Annotated in this window: 13 protein-coding genes; 7 read left to right on the top strand and 6 right to left on the bottom strand. The window is 66.4% G+C overall.

Going from position 1 to position 17,767, the window contains the following annotated elements; all coding sequences use genetic code 11:
• The first annotated feature begins 228 nt into the window (after nt 1-228).
• From EDF57_RS21170 to EDF57_RS21160, 3 genes are all read left to right on the top strand, one after another.
• Complete coding sequence (locus EDF57_RS21170) at nt 229-2,943, top strand: cation-transporting P-type ATPase (protein ID WP_134095678.1); 2,715 nt, start codon at nt 229-231, stop codon at nt 2,941-2,943.
• Between the two features lie 168 nt (nt 2,944-3,111).
• The gene (locus EDF57_RS21165) at nt 3,112-3,387 is read left to right on the top strand and encodes a hypothetical protein (RefSeq protein ID WP_134095677.1); all 276 of its coding nucleotides are present in this window, start codon (nt 3,112-3,114) and stop codon (nt 3,385-3,387) included.
• A gap of 106 nt (nt 3,388-3,493) precedes the next feature.
• Nucleotides 3,494-3,832 carry a transcription initiation protein gene (locus tag EDF57_RS21160; protein WP_134095676.1) on the top strand — a complete coding sequence of 113 codons (339 nt, stop codon included), beginning with the start codon at nt 3,494-3,496 and terminating at the stop codon, nt 3,830-3,832.
• Nucleotides 3,833-3,891: 59 nt separating this feature from the next.
• On the opposite strand, the gene EDF57_RS21155 is transcribed toward EDF57_RS21160, so the two are convergent.
• The 3 genes from EDF57_RS21155 to EDF57_RS21145 all read right to left on the bottom strand — a co-directional run bounded on the left by EDF57_RS21155 (nt 3,892) and on the right by EDF57_RS21145 (nt 7,880).
• Complete coding sequence (locus tag EDF57_RS21155; RefSeq protein ID WP_134095675.1) at nt 3,892-4,287, bottom strand: barstar family protein; 396 nt, start codon at nt 4,285-4,287, stop codon at nt 3,892-3,894.
• A 10-nt stretch (nt 4,288-4,297) separates the two neighbouring features.
• Complete coding sequence (locus EDF57_RS21150; protein WP_243654244.1) at nt 4,298-5,596, bottom strand: chloride channel protein; 1,299 nt, start codon at nt 5,594-5,596, stop codon at nt 4,298-4,300.
• Nucleotides 5,597-5,867: 271 nt separating this feature from the next.
• The gene (locus EDF57_RS21145) at nt 5,868-7,880 is read right to left on the bottom strand and encodes a TonB-dependent receptor (protein WP_347876962.1); all 2,013 of its coding nucleotides are present in this window, start codon (nt 7,878-7,880) and stop codon (nt 5,868-5,870) included.
• A 263-nt stretch (nt 7,881-8,143) separates the two neighbouring features.
• Here EDF57_RS21145 and EDF57_RS21140 point away from each other — a divergent pair, with 263 nt between their 5' ends.
• The gene (locus tag EDF57_RS21140) at nt 8,144-9,124 is read left to right on the top strand and encodes a cytochrome c peroxidase (RefSeq protein WP_208324919.1); all 981 of its coding nucleotides are present in this window, start codon (nt 8,144-8,146) and stop codon (nt 9,122-9,124) included.
• 15 nt (nt 9,125-9,139) lie between these two features.
• Here the strand turns inward: EDF57_RS21140 and EDF57_RS21135 are convergent, their stop codons facing one another.
• A complete protein-coding gene (locus EDF57_RS21135) occupies nt 9,140-10,669 on the bottom strand; it encodes an altronate dehydratase family protein (protein WP_134095673.1) in 1,530 nt (509 codons plus the stop codon).
• 69 nt (nt 10,670-10,738) lie between these two features.
• Between EDF57_RS21135 and uxaC the strand changes: the two genes are divergently transcribed.
• Complete coding sequence (uxaC, locus tag EDF57_RS21130; RefSeq protein WP_134095672.1) at nt 10,739-12,184, top strand: glucuronate isomerase; 1,446 nt, start codon at nt 10,739-10,741, stop codon at nt 12,182-12,184.
• Nucleotides 12,181-13,614, top strand: a complete 1,434-nt coding sequence (locus EDF57_RS21125) for a mannitol dehydrogenase family protein (protein ID WP_134095671.1) — start codon at nt 12,181-12,183, stop codon at nt 13,612-13,614. The genes uxaC and EDF57_RS21125 overlap by 4 nt, the downstream gene beginning before the upstream one ends.
• A 20-nt stretch (nt 13,615-13,634) precedes the next feature.
• Here EDF57_RS21125 and EDF57_RS21120 read toward each other — a convergent pair whose 3' ends face one another.
• Complete coding sequence (locus tag EDF57_RS21120; RefSeq protein ID WP_134095670.1) at nt 13,635-14,669, bottom strand: LacI family DNA-binding transcriptional regulator; 1,035 nt, start codon at nt 14,667-14,669, stop codon at nt 13,635-13,637.
• A gap of 244 nt (nt 14,670-14,913) precedes the next feature.
• On the opposite strand from EDF57_RS21120, the gene EDF57_RS21115 reads away from it, so the two are divergent.
• Nucleotides 14,914-17,262 (top strand): TonB-dependent receptor, encoded by a 2,349-nt coding sequence (locus tag EDF57_RS21115; RefSeq protein ID WP_132266008.1) that lies wholly within the window; start codon nt 14,914-14,916, stop codon nt 17,260-17,262.
• A gap of 93 nt (nt 17,263-17,355) precedes the next feature.
• Here EDF57_RS21115 and EDF57_RS21110 read toward each other — a convergent pair whose 3' ends face one another.
• Nucleotides 17,356-17,694 carry a DUF2322 family protein gene (locus tag EDF57_RS21110; RefSeq protein ID WP_208324918.1) on the bottom strand — a complete coding sequence of 113 codons (339 nt, stop codon included), beginning with the start codon at nt 17,692-17,694 and terminating at the stop codon, nt 17,356-17,358.
• Between the last annotated feature and the right edge of the window lie 73 nt (nt 17,695-17,767).

Below are 17,767 nucleotides of genomic sequence, written 5' to 3'. Positions count from 1 at the left end.
CGCTGCCGCGCAGCATCGATAACCTTTCGTCACATTCCATTGGCTGCGTTTCGATCGGATTATTGCAATTATCGTCTTGCACTTCGGTGATTGTGCGATGCAAGATTGTCCCGCATCATCTTCATGTAATCTCGGTCTGTTTTACGGACTGTCATTCCTATTACCTTGTCAGCACCTTGATAACGACAGCCAGCGGCAGGATCGCCAAGGTTTCGAAAAGGGGACAGCATGAACTGGTCCGTCGCCAATCCCTCTAGCCCTGTGGCCGAGGCCCCGTGGCATGCCCTGGACGGCCGGCAAGTGCTGGACGAACTCGGCGCCGCGCCAGAGGGTCTGTCGCACGAACAGGCGGCAGCGCGTTTGCGGCAGTATGGACCCAATAGTCTCCCCGAAACCGCGCGCGTGCATCCCTTGCGGCGCTTCCTCATGCAGTTTCACAATCCTCTGATCTATTTCCTGATCGCGGCAGGGCTGGCGGCGTTCCTGCTGGGGCATCCGGTGGACGCATCGGTCATCATGCTGGTGGTGGTGGTCAATGCCATCGTCGGCTTCGTGCAGGAGGGGCGGGCGGAGGAATCGCTGAGCGGCATGCGCGCGTTGCTCTCTCCCCACGCCGTCGTGCTGCGAGGGGGAGAGCGAACCTCGGTCGATGTGGCGGATCTCGTGCCGGGAGACATCGTGCTGCTGGAGCCGGGAGACCGCGTCCCTGCCGACTTGCGCCTGCTCAAGGCGCGAGGTCTCGCCATCGAGGAAGCCGCGCTCACCGGAGAATCCGTCGCGGCGGAAAAAGGGGAGGGGGCCGTTCCCGTCGACGCGCCGCTGGGCGACCGCGCCTCGATGGCCTTTTCCGGTACGCTGGTGGCCAAGGGGCAGGCCACCGGCCTGGTCGTCGGCACGGGCAGCGCGACCGAGATCGGGCGTATCAGCGGCATGCTCCAGGCGGTGCCGGTGCTGGTGACGCCGCTGATCCGGCAGATCAACCGCTTCTCGCATCAGCTTACTTTCACCATCCTGGGCGCGTCGGTGCTGCTGTTCATCTTCGCGGTCCTGGTGCGCGGCTTCGGCTGGGACGATGCGCTGATCTCGATCGTGGCGGTGGCCGCCGGCGCTATTCCGGAAGGTCTGCCTGCCGTCATCACCATCACCCTGGCCATCGGCGTGCGGCGGATGGCTGCGCGCAAGGCAGTGATCCGCAAGTTGCCCGCCGTGGAAACGCTGGGCGCCACCTCGGTCATCTGCACCGACAAGACCGGCACCCTCACGCGCAACGAGATGACCGTGCGCCACGTCTTCACCGCTTCGAATGCACTGGAGGTATCCGGTTCCGGCTATGCGCCGCAGGGCATGATCGCGGCCGATCCGCTGGACGACCCCGCTGGCGGGCAAGCCGATGGCGGCGATGCGGCGGCGATCATCCGCTGCGGCATGTTGTGCAACGATGCCAGCCTGCGCGAGGAGTCCGGCGTGTGGAGCGTGGCGGGCGATCCGATGGAAGGCGCATTGCTCGCGCTGGGGATGAAAGCGGGGATGGACCCTGCCCGGGTGGCCGCCGAATGGCCCCGGCTGGACGAGATCCCCTTCGATGCCGACTATCGCTACATGGCGACGCTTCACCGCGGGCCGGGCGGCGATCATGTGGTCTTCATCAAGGGCGCGCCCGAGGCTGTGCTGGCTCTGGCGGGCGGGCAGGCCGATCCGTCCCGATGGGACCGGCTGGCCGCCCGCGCGGCGGCCCAGGGCGAGCGCTTGCTGGGCTTCGCCATGCTGACGTTGCCGACCGCCCGGGACCGGCTGCGCTTCGAGGATCTTCAGGAGCTGACGATGCTCGGGCTCATGGGCTTCATCGATCCGCCGCGCGAAGAGGCGCGCCGCGCCATCGCCGAGTGCCGCAGCGCTGGCATCGCGGTGAAGATGATCACCGGAGACCATGTCGAGACCGCGCGCGCCATTGCCCGCCAGCTCGATCTCGCGGACGATCCGGTGGCAATGTCCGGCGCGGAACTGGAGCGGCTGAGCGACGCCGAACTCATGGAAGTGGTGGGCGGCGTCAGCGTCTTCGCGCGGGCCAGCCCGGAGCACAAGCTGCGCATCGTGCGGGCGCTGCAGGCGCGGGGCGCCATCGTGGCGATGACCGGAGACGGCGTGAACGATGCGCCGTCGCTCAAGCAGGCCGATGTCGGCACCGCCATGGGCCTCACCGGCACCGAAGCCGCGCGCGAGGCGTCGCAGATGGTCCTGCTGGACGACAATTTCGCCTCCATCGTCGCGGCCGTAAACGAGGGGCGCACGGTCTACGACAATTTGCGCAAGGTCATCGCCTGGACCCTGCCGACCAACGGCGGCGAGGCCATGCTGATGGTGCTGGCGATCCTGGCCGGCTTCACCCTGCCGATGACGGCGACGCAGATCCTCTGGATCAACCTTGTCACCACGATCACGCTGGGCCTCGTGCTTGCCTTCGAGCCGCCTGAAACCGAAGTGATGCAGCGCCCGCCGCGCCGGGCCGACGCCTCCCTGCTCTCACCGTTCCTGCTGTGGCGGATCGTTTTCGTCTCCCTGCTGTTCACCGGCCTGATGCTGCTGGTGTTCTTTGGCGCCCTGGCCCGGGGTGAGGATGTCGAGACGGCGCGCACGCTGGTGGTCAACATGCTGGTGGTGGGGGAGATCTTCTACCTCTTCAACGTGCGCTACTTGCACATGCGGTCGCTGACCCTGCGCGGCGCGCTGGGAACGCCGTCCGTGCTGCTGTCGGTCGGCGCGGTGGTGTTGGCGCAGTTCGCCTTTACCTACCTGCCGGTAATGCACGAGGTGTTCGATACGCGGTCCGTGTCGCTGGTCGACGGCGTGATCATCGTCCTGCTCGGGGTGCTGCTTTTTGCCGTACTGGAAGCGGAGAAGTGGATCATGAAGCGGTTGGACTGGTTCGAGGACCTCCATTCCTGACCCAGGCAGGCGCCCTGCGGGCCTCCCGATGTGCGCGAGCGCGCTCTGCCTGTTGCCGTCCTTCCGCCAGACTACGTCCCACCTGACGGTCTTCCCGCCGCAGAGCATGAGCCTTGGCAGCGAAACTGCCCTAGCCGCGTTTTCCCTTTGGACATCAAGGAGAAATACATGCGGATTCCGAAGTTATCCCTCGCCGTGGCACTGATTGCAGGGAGCCTTGGCCTGGCTTCGCCGGCGAGCGCTCAGCATCACTACGACCGTCACGACCGTGTCGAACACCACGATGCCCGCCGCGACCATGCCCGCCGCGACGACCGCCGTTATCGTCCCGCGCCGCGCCGTCATGACGTCCGCCGCCGCCATTCGTATCGTCACTCCTATCGCCACGCCAGCCATTGCCGCACCGTATGGCGCCATCATCGCCGCGTGCGCGTCTGCCGCTAGGCCGTGAAAGCCCCCGGCCCGGTGCCGGGGGCTTCAGCCGACCATTCCCGCCGATGGCCCGATCGCGCGCTTGCCGGGCAGGGTCGTCGGAGACATATTCCCAGGCATGACCAAGTACCTCATCTCCTTCCCGAGCGAGGCCATGGCGCTGACGCCGGACGAACTCGCGGTGGCCGCCAGGGAATCCCATGCGGTCATCGCCGCGGCCAAGGCTGCGGGAGTCTATGTTTTCGGCGGCGGAATAGAGGAGGACGTTCCCCCCGTGCTGGTTTCCGGCGAGGGAGGCGTGTCTTCGCGGATCTATCCCGGCAGCCGGTTGGACGGCGGGTTTACCGTCCTGGAATTGCCCAGCCGCGAGGAGGCTGAGCGATGGGCGGCCAGGATCGCTGCCGCCTGCCGCTGCGCGCAGGAACTGCGCGAGTTCATGTACGATCCGGAAAGTTAGGCCGGAAAGCTAGGCCGGAAAGCTGGGCCGAAGAGAAACGCCGGCAGCCGGGCGCTCGCTCAGGCGGGCACGATTTCGATATTGGGATGGTCGGCGAACACTTCCATCACGATGTCGAAGTAAGTCGTGCCGCGGCCTTGCTCCAGGGCCGTCAGCTGCCCGGCTATGGGGGAGCCATTGAACATCGTTCGCTGGCCGAGCCTTCCGCTCAGGAAGGCATGGGTGCATTCCGGACCGAGGGCCGCGCGTGTCGCTGCCATGTCCTTCCAGCGCAAGGTGACTTTTTCGGCCCCCTGCATCGCGCCGTAACCGCCGTAGAGCAGGTCGTTCAGGGCATCGAGGCTGTCTGCCAGTTGCCAGGATTCCCCGGCCATGAAGACCCTGTTGATCTCGGCATAGAACGCGGGAATGTCCGTGATGACGCTTCCGTCGATCTCGAACTGTCGCGCTTCCATCGGAGCGCTCTCAGGCGGCGCGTTGGAGGAACCGCTGGGAGAGCCCGTGATAGAGCTTTTCCTTGCAGACGAACTGGGCGGCGAAATCGCCGATCAGCGCAGAGGCGAGAAGCGGCATCATCAGGCCGCGGCTGGCGGTCGTTTCCGAGATGATGATCACGGCCGTGAGCGGCGCGCGCACGACACCGGTGAAATAGGCGACCATGCCCAGCAGGACGATCGCGCCCGGCGAATAGCCCGGAAAGATTCCGCGCAGAAGTTCGCCGATCCCGGCACCGATGGAGAGCGAAGGCGCGAAGATGCCGCCCGGCACGCCGGAGACGGCCGTCGCCAGTGTCGTCACGAACTTGGCCGCGCCGAACCAGACGGGCACGTTCTGGCCGGCGATGATGCCGTTTGCAGTATCGTAGCCGGTGCCCCAGGTCAGGCCGGTCGACACGCCGAGCGCGGCGACGATGGCGCCGCAGATCGCGGCGAACAGCACCGGGCGCGCGCGCAGCCAGCCCATCGGGCGCATGGTCGTGGTTCCTGCTCCCAGCATCAGCCGGGAGAACACGCCGCCGGCGATCCCGCCCAGGATGCCCGCGACCGGGGTGGCGATCAGCGCCTGCTGAAAGCCCAGCGTCTGGCGCATGGCGCCGAAGTAGATGTAGTCTCCCGCCAGCCCCAGGCTGACCATGCCCGCGATCAGCACGGCGGCCATGACCAGCAGCGTCATGCGCTGCTCGTAAGCTGCGGCCAGTTCCTCGATGGCGAAAGCCACACCGGCAAGCGGCGTGTTGAAGGCAGCGGCAACGCCCGCCGCGCCGCCTGCGATATAGACCGAAGACCGCAAGGGCACGCGCAGCATGCGGTGCATCCTGCCCATGATGGCTGCGGCGATCTGCACGGTCGGACCCTCGCGGCCGACCGAGGCGCCCACGAGAAGCGCGCCCACGGTCAGGAAGAACTTGGCAATGGCGGCGCGGGCGGACACCAGGGTGGACAGCGCCGCCTCCGGGTTCTTGGTCGCGGCCATCACCTGGGGAATGCCCGAGCCCTTGGCCAGAGGCGCGAAACGCAGCGTGATCCAAGCGATGGCGGCAAAGCCTGCAGGCGTCGCCAGCAGGGGCCCCCACCACCAGCGGGCTGCGAACATGTGGAACAAGGCGTTGGCTTTGTCCGCCATGTCCGCGAAGACCAGCGCCACCAGACCGACCAGCACGGCCCCGCCCACGATCGCCACGCGCCTGCGCCAGACCAGCGCTTCCGGACCGTGACGGCGCAGGACCACGCGAAGTCGGCGAGGCAGCAGGCGGCTCGGTTTGATCACGGTGCGAGACTCTCTGATGAGCGAATGGGAGAGGGCGGGGAGCCCGGCCCTATTGAAGCGCTTCGCCCGGCCTGTCCACCCATGCAGGGCATTCGTTCCTGTCAATCGCAGCCTGGGTACGGCGTAACAGGCAGGAAGCACTGTGCCGGTCGCAGCCTTTTGTATTGGGCGCGCGCTTTCCTTTCCCACCGCGCCCGCTGCTTGTCGCACGCCCGAGCATAAACGCCTGCTCCAGCCGGACCGTTACCGGCTGGAGCTTTCGGCGGCGTCAATACTTGTAGGCGAAGCTCAGGAAGAAGCTGCGGCCGGGTTCGGGGAAGCCATCTGTAAGCACGTAGTAATCGTCGAACAGGTTGCGCGCGCCGGCGCCGATCACGACACCGCGGTAGACCTCGTAGTTCACGGAAATATTGGCCTGGAAATAGGCGCCCGTGCGGTAATAGCGCGTGCCGGCGGTGTTCACCGTCCAGCGGTCCGAGGCGATATCGGCATTGGGCAGGATGTGCAGGCCGTCCAGAGGCGCCCAGTCGGCCCAGATGAATGCCTTGTGCGTAGGCACGCCGGTGGGCTGGAAGGCGGTGTTCGTCGGATCGTCGATATCGCGGTGCGTATACGTGTAGTTGCCGCCGAGGCTGAGGGTGTCGCCCAGCGTCGCGGTCAGCGCGATCTCGCCGCCGTAATAGTTGCCGCTGCCGAGGTTGCGGCTCTGGGTTACGGGCTGCTGGTTGAAGATGGTCGGGAAGGCAACGATCACATCGTTCAGGTGCGAGTAGAATACAGCGGCCTCGGCGTGGAGCGGGCCGAAGTCGCGTGCTCCGCCGATCTCGTAATTGGTGGCGCGCTCGGCCTTGAGGTCGGGGCTGGAGGTCGCTCCGCCGAAGCGGGAACTGAAGCGCTCGAAAATCGTCGGGAAGCGGGCGCGCGAGGAAATGCCGGCATGGAGGCTGGTGGCCGGGTCCGGTGTCCATACCAGCTGTGCCTGCCCATTGAGCGCCTGGCCGTTGTGCAGCGGATATTCGATCAGCGCGTTGCTGGCGTAGTCTTCCGCCCGGGTAAGATTGCGCCAGTCGAAGCTGACGCCGGCGGTGAGGGCCAGCGCGGGGTTGAAGGCAAGGCGGTTTTCGGCCGCGATGCTGTAGGTTTCCTCGATGCTGGTCTGCTTCGGCTCGGTCGTGCCGATACCGTTTGCGAAGCTCTCCTGCCATTCGACATGCTTGTCGCGGCGGTAATGCGCGGCCACATTGAAGCGGTCGGCCTCGCTCACGTCCACATCGAGCTGCGCCGATCCGCCCCAGGCCTTGTCGGCGTAATAGCTGTTGAAGGCGCGCGGGCGCGTCTGGGTGGTCTGGCTGGCATCGTCGAAAGCGCGCAGCAGGTTGTCGAAGCTGTTGCGGTAGACGCGTGTCTTCAGCGTCGCCAGATCGCCCAGCGCCGTGGTGGAGAGGAAGTAGATGCTGTCGATGTTCCAGTAGGGCCACGACCAGTTGCGCTGGGATGCGGCACTGTCGGTGATGTGCAGCGGCGCGTTCTTGGCGCCTTCCTGACGGGTATAGCTCAGCGAATATTCGTCGGTGGCATTGGGCGTGAAGCCCAGCTTGGCATTGACGCGCCAATCCTCGGTGCGCGAGAAATCGCGGTGGCCGCCATCTTCCGCCGATCCGGCGCTGGGCTCATAGCTCCCGGGCAGGTCCCAGTGGTCGGTGAAGTTGCGGGTGTAGCTGGCCTGTGCGTACCACTTGTCCTGCCGCGTGCCGAGCAAGGCAAACACGTTGTAGCCTGCATATTCGGCCTCGCGGCCCAGGTTCAGCGTGCCGCGTGCCTCGGCCTCGATCGGCTGAGAGGGCTTTCGCGTCACCAGGTTGATCGCCCCGCCCATTGCGCCGGGCCCGTCCAGAACGGAAGCATAGCCCTTGGCCACCTGTACTTGCGCAATGTCGCCGGTCAGGAAGCGTCCATAGTCGAGCCTGCCGTCTGCCGGCAGGTAGACGCGAATGCCGTCGATGGAGAGCGGCACCTGGTAGCGGTCGAAACCGCGCACGTTGATAAGGCGCTCATTGCGCGATCCGCCGCTGTTCGACGAGGACACGCCGGGCATGAGGTTGACCGCATCGTCCAGGCTGTTGCGCTGGAACAACTGCATGGCATCGGCATCAAGCGTGGTGGAGGATATCGTCGGCGTCGATTCCGTTGGCGCAGTGACGATGATCTGGCCCAGCGTAAAGGCATCGTCCCGACCTGAAGTCGTGCTCGTCTGCGCCAGAACAGGCGCAGAGACCGACAAGGAAAGGGCGCAGGAAAAAGTAACCGCAAGCGCGGAAGCGGAACGTATCAAGGAAACCCCCATTTTTTTTGACCTGTCGCCGTCCCGGCGATTCGCTATATCCGGTCGTATATAGCTTTGCCGCGCCGTAAAGCATAATGACGCCGGCGTTAGACGATGAGGATTGGCGATTGCGGCATGCGAAGAGGGAACGGACATCGGACCGAATTTCATGACTTGCGCATCCCGCCCGTCACTCGTCGCTCGCCCGTCCTGAGGCCGCGATGCGATACGGGCTGATCGGCCTCCTGCTGCTGGCCACGGCCGTTTCGGGCGCCTTGGCCGGGGAGCGCGGCGCGTGGAATTGGGGCGCGGACGCACCCCCGATCCCCGCCGACAATCCGATGAGCGCGGTCAAAGTCGAACTGGGGCGCCGCCTGTTCTACGATGCCGACCTTTCGATCAACGGCACGATGTCCTGCGCCACCTGTCACGAGCAGCACCACGCATTCGCGGACGGAAACCGCACCCATGCCGGGGCGCTGGACGATCCGGGGCGGCGCAATGTGCCCGCGCTCCAGAACCTCGCCTGGCTTTCGCCGCTGACCTGGGCCGATCCGCGACAGGCCACGCTGGAGGCGCAGGCCTCGGTGTCGATCCTGGGCGAGCACCCGGTCGAGATGGCGATGAAGGGGCAGGAAGCGGAACTGTCCCGGCGGCTCGGCCGCGATCCCTGCTATCGCAGCTTGTTCCGCAAGGCCTTTCCGCAATCCCGGGGGCGGATCGATTATGCCGATGTGGTGAGGGCGCTGGCTGCTTTCGAACGGACGCTGGTTTCCCGCGGCAGCGCCTGGGATCGTTTCGAGAGCGGGGAGAAAGACGCGCTTTCAAGCCAGGCGCGGCAGGGGCTGACCACTTTCAGGCGCGACTGCGCAGGATGCCACGCGGGGGCCGATCTCACGGACGCGAGGTTCCACAGGATCGGTCCGGTCGGCGCCGATCCCGGGCTTGCGGAGATATCCGCCTCTCCGGACGACCTGGGTCGCTTCCGCACGCCCGGTCTGCGCAATGTTGCCGTGACGGCTCCTTACCTGCACGACGGTTCGGCGGCGTCCCTGGCCGATGCGATCGCGGCGCACGGACAAGCCGTCCAGAGCGCGGACATGCCGCCGCTGCTCGCCTTTCTGGAGAGCCTTACCGACCACAGCTTCCTGACCAATCCGCAGTTTTCGCTGCCGATGGAGGCTTGCGGCAAGCCTTTGTGATCCCCGGCGTGCGCGCTAAAGCGTGACGCCGCGTTTCCAGATGCCGATGGCGCGTTCGTCGTTGCTTTCGTTGCGCGCGGGTTCGCCGCTGGCCACCGCGAGGATCCGGTCGAGCAGCGCCTCTGCCGCCGTTTCCATGCCCTGTTCCAGAGCGATGCCGGCGTCGAAATCGATCCAGCCGGGCTTGCGCGCGGCAAGATCGTGGTTGGAGGCGATCTTCATCGTCGGCACCGGGCTGCCCAGCGGTGTACCCCGGCCGGTCGAGAACAGCGTGATCGTTGCGCCCGCCGCCGCCAGCGCAGTGGTGGACACGGCGTCGTTGCCCGGACCTTCCAGCACCGTCAGGCCGCCTTGCGCCCGCAGCGGCGAAATACGCTCGCCATAACCGATCACGTCCCGCACGGGGGCGAGGCCGCCCTTCTGCACGGCGCCCAGCGACTTTTCCTCCAGCGTGGTAATTCCGCCGGCGATATTGCCGGGGCTGGGATTTTCCGAGACCGGTTCGCCGTGATCGAGGAAGTAGCGCTTGAACCCGTTCACCAGCGCGGAGAGGCTGTCGAACACTTCCTGGCTGGTTGCGCGTTCCAGCAGCAGGTTCTCGGCGCCGAAGACTTCGGGAATCTCCGTCAGGATCGCGGCGCCGCCGGCTTGGGTGACGGCATCGGCCATCAGGCCGATCAGCGGGTTGGCGGTCAATCCGCTCATGGCATCGGAGCCGCCGCATTTCACGCCCAGGCGCAGCGCCGATAGGGGCACGTCTTCACGGCTGTCGCCTGCCATCTCGGCCAGAAGCTCGGCAATCAGGGCCTGGCCAGCCGAGAACTCGTCCGTTTCGGACTGGGCGCGCAGGACCCGCAAGCGCGAACGGCGCGCTTCGGGAATGCGTTCCAGCAATGCATCGAGCTGGTTCGATTCGCAGCCCAGCCCCAGCAGCAGCACGCCGCCGGCATTGGGGTTGAGCGCCAGCGAGGCGAGGATCGCGGCAGTGCCGTCCAGATCCGCGCCAAGCTGCGAGCAGCCGAACGGATGGTTGAAGGCGTGGACCCCCTCTGCCCCCTCCGGTCCCGCCACCATTCCGGCATTGGCCTGTGCGGCCAGTCGCTCGCCCAGGCGGCCGACGCAGCCCACCGTGGGCAGGATCCAGAGTTCGTTGCGCGTGCCGACGCTGCCGTCGGCACGCCGATAGCCGCGGAAGGTGCGCTCCGCGTTCGTGCTTGCGCCTGCTGCGGCAGGGCCGGGGCCGGCAAAGGCATAGGCTTTCTCACCTGCCAGGGCCGTGCTCAGATTGTGCGAGTGGACGTGCTCTCCCACCCCAATGTCGCGCGTGGCCAGGCCGATCGGGGCGCGGTAACGGTGGACGGCTGCGCCGGCGGCGATCGGCGCGACGGCGAACTTGTGGCCCGCGGGAATGGGATCGCGCAAGGTGACATGAAGGCCCGGCAGGCGGATTTCCCGGCCCGCATCGAGCGGGTGCAGGGCGACGGCGACATCGTCTTCCTGAGCAATTCGAACGGCATCGACGGAGGGGGCAAAAGTCTCGATCATGGCCCGACGATACGCCATTGCCAGCGCTGGCACAACTCGATATTCGGACGGCAGCCAAGGAGATTCCGGATGCCGCAGCTTTCGCTTCACCCCGACCGCCTGTTCCCCGCCGATCCCGACACGCGGGCCATTGCGCGCGAACTCTATGCGCAAGTGGCGGGGTTGCCGATCGTCAGCCCGCACGGGCACACCGATCCCGCGTGGTTCGCTTCCGATGCCGCCTGGACCAATGCGACCGAGCTTCTGCTGGCCCCCGACCACTACCTGTTCCGCATGCTCTATTCGCAGGGGATCGACCTCGATGCGCTGGCCGTGCCGCGCAAGGGCGGGCTTCTGCCCGATACCGATCCGCGCGAGGCCTGGCGTCTGTTCGCAGCGAACTGGCACTTGTTCCGAGGGACGCCTTCCAGCATGTGGCTGGACCATGTCTTTGCCGAAGTCTTCGGCATCGCGGTCACGCTGGATGCCGGTTCGGCGGATCATTACTACGACACGATAGCAGAGGCGCTGGCCTCGCCCGCATTCCGGCCGCGCGCGCTGTTCGAGCGGTTCAACATCGAACTGCTTGCCACCACCGAAGGCGCGGGCGACGATCTGAAGCACCACAAGGCGATCCGCGCTTCGGGCTGGAAGGGCAATGTGGTCACTACCTATCGCCCGGATTCGGTGATCGATCCCGAGCACGATTCCTTCGCGCGCGACCTTGCCCGGTTCGCACAGCTCTCGGGCGAGGACGTGGGAAGCTGGCAGGGCTATCTCGCCGCACACCGCAAGCGCCGCGCCGATTTCCGGGAGATGGGCGCCACGGCGACCGACCACGGTTTCCTCAGCGCGCGCACCGCCGACCTCTCCACTGCGGCGTGCGAGGCGCTGTTCGCCAAAGTCATGGGCGGCAAGGCCGATGCCGCGGAAGCCGAGCTGTTCCGGGCGCAGATGCTCACCGAGATGGCGCGGATGAGCCTGGAGGACGGCATGACCATGCAGATCCACCCCGGCGCTACACGCAACCACAACGCGCGTCTCTTCGCCAGCCACGGCCGAGACAAGGGGGCGGACATTCCGCGCGGCACCGAATATGTTGAGGCGCTGCGCCCGATGCTCGACCTGTTAGGCAACGAGCCCGGCCTTACCGTCATTCTCTTTACCCTGGACGAAACGACTTACGCGCGGGAACTGGCGCCGCTCGCGGGCCATTACCCCGCCTTGCGCCTTGGCCCGGCCTGGTGGTTCCACGACAGCCCGGAGGGCATGCGCCGCTTCCGTGAAATGACCACGGAGACCGCAGGCTTCTACAATACGGTAGGGTTCAACGACGATACCCGCGCGTTCCTGTCGATCCCGGCACGGCACGACGTGGCGCGCCGCATCGACTGCGGCTTCCTGGCGCGGCTCGTCGCGGAGCATCGCCTGGCGGATTGGGAAGCGGCAGAGCTGGCGCAGGAACTGACCCTGGGTCTCGTGCGCAAGGCCTATGGCCTGGAGGCCCCGGCGTCGCGCGTGGTGGAGCTGGCGTGACCCGCCTTTCGCAAGCCTCGCTGGCCGCGCTGCCGGGCTCGGTCGCGGCGCCGCGGTACGACCGTGCGGCCGTGCGGCCGGGCGTCGTCCACTTCGGGCCGGGCGCCTTCCACCGCGCCCATCAGGCGGCCGCGTTCGATACGCTGCTGGCTCAAGACCCTCGCTGGGGACTGACCGGGGTCAGCCTCCATTCGCGCGGCGTTGCCGATGCGCTGAACCCGCAGGATGGGCTCTACACCCTGGCGCGCCTCGATGCGGAGACCGACTACCGCGTGATCGGCGCGATTGGCCGGGTGCTCACGCGCGACGATCCCGCTGCGATCCTGGCGGCCCTGGTCCATGCCGATACGCGCATCGTCAGCGCGACCGTGACCGAGAAGGGCTACTGCCTCGCCGCGGACGGCACGCTCGATTTCGCCAGCCCTACCATCGCCGCGGACCTCGAAGCCGCGCGGTCCGCAGACTGGATGCCGTCATCCTTCACCGGCTGGCTGGTGCGCGGGCTTCAGGGCCGCCGTCTTGCAGGGCTGCCCGGCGTGACCGTGCTCTGCTGCGACAATCTCTCGGACAATGGTCGCAAGCTGGAAGCCGCGACCCTGGCGCTGGCGGAGGCGGTCGACCCCGAGACCGCGCGCTGGATCGCCGATCATGCGGCGTTCCCGAACGCCATGGTCGATTCCATCACGCCCGCCACTGACGACGCCCTGCGCAGGCGTGTCGCCGCAGCGATAGGGCAGGAGGACGCCTGGCCCATCCAGCGCGAGCGCTTCACGCAGTGGGTGATCGAGGACCGTTTCGCCGGGGAGCGCCCCGCGCTCGACCTGGCGGGGGTGACTTTCACCGGAGACGTTCGCCCCTTTGAAACCGCCAAGTTGCGCCTGCTTAACGGCGCCCATTCCTCGCTGGCCTATATCGGCCTGGGGCGCGGACTGGAAACGGTGGCCGAAGCCATGGCCGACCGGGAACTCGCCGCATTTGCCGAGCGCCTGATGCGCGAAGATATCGCGCCATCGGTCTCCGCCCCGGCAGGGCTGGACCTGCAGGCCTATATCTCGGACATTCTGGCCCGCTTCGCCAATCCCGCGATCCGCCACCTGCTTTCCCAGATCGCCTGGGACGGATCGCAGAAGCTGCCCTATCGCCTGCTGGACACGGTGCGCGCCGCTCTTGCAGCGGGCCGCCCGGTCGCGCGGCTGGCGCTGCCCATCGCCGCCTGGCTGCGCTTCCTGGCCGCCGCCGCGCGTGAGGGCCGGCCGATCACCGATCCGTTGTCGGGTCCGCTGCTCCAGCGCGCCGAAGACTGGCGGGCAGTGCTGGCGATGCGCGAGGTTTTCGGCGAACTCGGCGCGGACCCCCGCTTCGTCGGCGCGGTGGAGGCCGGCCTCGCGGGATTGGCGGCGGGACGTCTCGACCCTGCTTGCGTCCACTGAAAGGGCCGCCCGTCACGGCGTCAGGCCGGGGCGGGCCCCGTGGACTCGGCGGGCACGAGTTCCAGCGCATGGGGCATGGTCGGTGCTGCCGTCTTGCCCTCGATCCGCGCGATGAGCTGCCCGGCGGCGCTGGCGGCCATTTCACCGAAAGGGCGCAGGACCGAGGTGAGGGCAGGGGTCAGCATGCGCGTGAGGATGCTGCCGTCGAAACCGACGATGGAGAGCTGGCCGGGCACCGCGATCCGGCGCGTCGCGGCCACTTTCATGACCCCTGCGGCCATGATGTCGTTGGCCGCGAAGATGGCGGTGGGGCGCGGCTCCCGGCTCAGCAGCTCTTCTGCCGCGAGGACGCCCGAGGCGAAGCTGTAGTCTCCTGAGGTTTCAGCCAGCGAGATCCCCGCCTGGTTCGCGATTTCGCCCAGGAAGCCCGTGCGCCTTTCCTGCGCGGAGGCGACCCCCTCCGGCCCGTTGACGAGGCCCAGGGCGCGGTGGCCCAGGCCGAGCAGATGGCGCGCCACTTCGGCACCGGCCTGTCGTTCCTCGCTGAGGACCACGCCTGCAAATCCCTCGATCGGGATGGATGACAGCGCGACGGCAGTGACGGGGCAGGTATCCAGCGCTTCGGGCAGGCCCGGTACGCCCGAGACCGGCGGCAAGAGGATGATGCCGTCAACTCTCGACCTGTCGATGAAGGCCAGGACGTCGTCGATGACGGCGTCATCCTGGTCGGGGCAGGCGTGGACCACCAGTTCGTAGCCGTTCGGCGATGCCACTCTGGCGATCCCGCGCTGGATGGAATCGAGCACCAGCGCGTTCTGGTCGTTATGCACCAGCCCGATTAGGAACGAGCGGCGCATGGCCAATGCCCTGGCGCCCCGGCTCGGCTTGAAGTTGAGCCGGTCGATGATGTCCTCGATCGTCTTGCGGGTGTTCTCGTTGACCTTTGGCGACTTGTTGAGGACGCGGGACACCGTGCGGATCGAAACGCCCGCGGCGGCGGCGACATCGTCGATAGTGGGCTCGCCGCCTGGGGATCGCGCTTCCGGTGCTTTCATCGCCTGTCGTGTAATGGCCTGCGGGCGGCGATCAAGGGCTTTCCCAAGTCGACGCCGGCACCTGCGCCCGCACCTGCGAACAGACATGGTCGTTTTTCGACCGCGCTGACGACGCTCGGGAAGTTTTACTGATTTATTTCCGCATTGTAGCGAAACCGTCACCAATCCGTGAAATAGGCCCGCTCCGGAAAGTTGCCGGCGCCGTGAACTCGTCGCGGCGCTTTCGCATCCAAGGGGGGTATAGGTGTTGAACAAGTCCGTTGTCACGTTGGCGGTTGCTGCCGGCTTTACAGTATTCGCGCCCGGAATGGCCCAGGCGCAGGATACCGCGCCCAGTGACGCGGATGGCAGCGAATTCGGGGATATCGTCGTGATCGGCAGCGGCCAGACCCGCTCGGTCTCGACCCTGCTGCCCTCCAACCTCGAAGCCCTGCCGCCGGGTACCAGCGTGCAGAAGGCGCTGAACTTCCTGCCGGGCGTGAGCGCGCAGTCGATCGATGCGCTGGGCGTCAACGAGCAGTCCCTTTCGCTGCAGGTGCGCGGTTTCAGCACCACCCACCTCGGCTATACGCTGGACGGCATGCCGCTGGGCGACGGCGCCTACAACAACTACAACGGCCTTTCGATCAGCCGCGCGTTGATTTCCGAGAACCTCGGCCGGGCCGACCTGGCGACGGGCATCGCCGGCCTTGGCATCCCTTCGACCAGCAACCTTGGCGGCGCGCTGACCTATTTCAGCAGCGATCCGCACCAGGACATCGGACTGACGGTCAGCCAGACGGTCGGCAGCGAAGATACCCTGCGCACTTTCGCGCGCTTCGACACCGGCGAGCATGGCGGGTTTTCGGCCTATGTCTCCGGCCACTACAGCGAACAGGACCTGTTCGTGAACCAGCGCGCCTACAACAAGTCGACCGGCAAGCAGTTCAACGGCAAGGCGAAGTACGCCTTCACCGGCGGTACGATCACTGCCTTTGCCGACATTTCGCGCACCAATCAGGCCGACGACGCCTACCTCTCCAAGGAAATGCAGGGTCGACTCGGCTGGGACTGGGGCGGCTATGCGCCTGACTGGCAGTCGTACCTCGACCGCGCCTACTGCTCGGTGACGGGACCGACCGCGCCCACCAAGTGCGTTGCCGCACCTTCACCGCAGAAGAACTCGGACGTGACCTTCACTAACGGTCAGATCCTGCGCAATGACAACTTGTTCTACCTCGCCGGCGATTTCGACATCACCAAGGCGATCAAGGCCCGCGTTCAGGTCTATCACCATACCGACAAGGGCGCCGGCAACAACTGGATCGTCGGCTGGTCCAAGCAGGGCACGGCGACCACCGCCGATGACGTGCCGGTGCAGATCCGCGACACGCGCTATACCATCAACCGTACCGGCGGGCTCGGCAGCCTGAGCTGGGACGTGGGCTTCAACCAGTTCCAGGCCGGCTTCTGGATCGAGGAAAACAAGAGCAGCGCCGCGCGCTACATCTGGACCAACGTGACCGGCCCGTTCGACATCGGGCAGTTTCTGGAGGGCCAGCCGGACACGGCGCAGTGGGTGCAGGAAACGAAGTGGAAGACCCGCCAGTTCTACGTGCAGGACACGATCAAGCTGCTGGATGACGCGCTCACCGTCGACTTTGGCTTCAAGGGGACGTACTCCCGCTCGGACGCCGAGGCGCAGGACGGCATCGCCAAGACCCCGCCGCCGGCCTCCAGCCAGTTCGCCACCGGCTCGCTGACGGCCAAGGACTTCTTCCTGCCCGAAATCGGCCTGCACTGGCAGGTCGCCCCGCAGCACGAACTCTTCGCCAGCTATGCCGAGAACATGGCCATGTTCCAGGGCGGTTTCAAGCTGGGCCCGCAGTCCGTCTCGCAGACCGTGTGGAACGCGCAGGGCAAGACCCTGAAGCCCGAGACCTCGAAGAGCGTCGAAGGCGGCTACCGCTTCGTCAGCAGCCAGTTGCAGGTCGCGCTCAGCGGCTACTGGGTGAAGTTCGACAACCGCCTGCTCCAGTACAATCCCTGCCCGACCAACCAGCAGCAGAATCCGGGCTGCGGCAACTCGTTCCACAATGCCGGCAGCGTCACCAGCAAGGGCGTGGAACTGGGCGTGCTGTGGAAGCCGCTGCCCTGGCTGAACTGGTACAACTCGGCCTCGTACAACAAGTCCACGTATGACGACGATCTGAACTGGTGCACCGGCGCGACTTGCGTCATCAAGGCGACCGCGGGCAAGCAGCAGGTCGATACGCCCAAGGAAATGCTGGCGAGCGTCCTGTCGGTGAAGCAGGACGGCTTCTCCGCTTCGGTACAGGGCAAGTATACCGGTCGCCGGTACTATACCTATACCAACGACCAGAGCTTCGGTGGCTATGTCACCGTGGACCTCGGCCTTGGCTACGACTTTGGCGACTTCGGACCGCTGAAGGGCGCGAAGCTCTCGCTGAACGTGACCAATCTGACCAACAAGCGCTATGCGTCGAACTTCGACAACAGCGTCTTCGCACCGGACGATGTCAACGGAACCATCCTCGTGTTCCACTCCTCGGCACCGCGCCAGGTCTTCGGTACGCTGGGCGTCAGCTTCTGATGCGATAGGAGCCCTTTCGGGCGGATTTCAACGGCCTTCCCCGCCATGGCGGGGGAGGCCGTTTTCGCATGTGGCCGAGGGTGCGCCCTGCCATCAGCCGGCGGCGGAGATCACCTCGATACGCAGGGGAGCGCCGCCCGCGGCGATGGCGAGCAGGAGGTCGACATTCGGATGGGCGCCGGGGCGGCTGCGCGCGTCGGGGGTGTGTTCGGCGAAAATAGCCAGGCCATGCTCGGCCGCAGCCGCATCGAGCGCACCGAAGGACTGCTGCAGGTAGTTGTAGACGGCCAGGGAGCCTTGCTTGCCCGGCTGGTTCTCGATCCCAGCGACGACCGCGCCGGTTTCGTCGAGCAGGTCGATGCGCTGAATGCCGTCGATCGGCGGCAGTTGCTGGAGATTGTCCTTGAAGGCGGCGGCGGGTTGGATCGTCAAAGCCGTGTCTTTCGTGTTTCCGGGTGAATGTCGCGGGCCTCTAACACCTTCCCCCTCCGCCCGCCAAGGCGGC

Origin of the sequence: Novosphingobium sp. PhB55, assembly GCF_004368805.1 — a bacterium.
In the GTDB taxonomy this organism is placed as follows: domain Bacteria; phylum Pseudomonadota; class Alphaproteobacteria; order Sphingomonadales; family Sphingomonadaceae; genus Novosphingobium.
This window is presented reverse-complemented; position numbering and strand designations above follow the sequence as displayed.